This window comes from Marinimicrobium sp. UBA4209 (genome assembly GCF_002381585.1).
GTDB lineage: Bacteria > Pseudomonadota > Gammaproteobacteria > Pseudomonadales > Cellvibrionaceae > Marinimicrobium > Marinimicrobium koreense.
Window position 1 is genome coordinate 13015 of sequence record NZ_DFTP01000050.1, and the last position, 697, is coordinate 13711.

The window sequence follows — 697 nt, forward strand, 5'->3', positions numbered from 1 at the left end:
GGGCAGCCCTCGGGTACGTCGTACAGTTTCAGCCGCCAGGCGTGGGGCTCGGTCGGCTCGATAACCCGGTTCCGGCAGCGGCCATCATAGACACCGCCCAGCGCATGAATATCCTTGCGGGTGCATTGGCAGCGGTAGGCTAGGCCCTGCCTCTGCAACTCATCCAGCGTTTGGGCGTAGGCGTCGAGTCGGTCGCTCTGGTGGAGCACCTCGCCGTCCCAGTGCAGTCCGTGGGCTTCGAGTGAACGCAGAATCTCGTCGTCGGCGCCGGGTTCCTCTCGGGGTGGGTCCAGATTTTCCATCCGCACCCGCCAACGGCCGCCGGCTTTCCGGGCGTGAGCATAGCTCGCCAGTGCGCTGACGAGAGAGCCGAAGTGCAAAGGGCCGGTTGGGGAGGGCGCGAACCGGCCCACATAGGGTTCGGCAGCGCCCTGGGGCGTTGAAGCATTGGCAGAGGTTGGGTACGGCATACGGCGGTTTGCCGCCGGGCTCACGCGGGCGCGAGCCCCGACCGGCGATTAACCTCCGACTTGCTTTTCCTTGATTTCATCAAGGGTTTTGCAGTCGACACACAGGGTGGCGGTCGGACGGGCTTCCAAGCGACGGATACCGATTTCCACACCACAGGCGTGGCAGAAACCGTAATCGTCGTTCTCGATCAGCTCAAGGGTGCTGTCGATCTTTTTGATCAGCTTGC

2 protein-coding genes are annotated in these 697 nt (G+C 63.6%); both read right to left on the reverse strand.

What is annotated here, in order from left to right:
- A partial coding sequence (locus B3187_RS07450; RefSeq protein ID WP_286805480.1) for a glutamate--tRNA ligase family protein occupies positions 1-470 on the reverse strand: 470 nt, incomplete at its 3' end.
- A gap of 48 nt (positions 471-518) precedes the next feature.
- The coding region (locus tag B3187_RS07455; RefSeq protein ID WP_286805503.1) for a TraR/DksA C4-type zinc finger protein at positions 519-697 on the reverse strand (179 nt) is incomplete at its 5' end.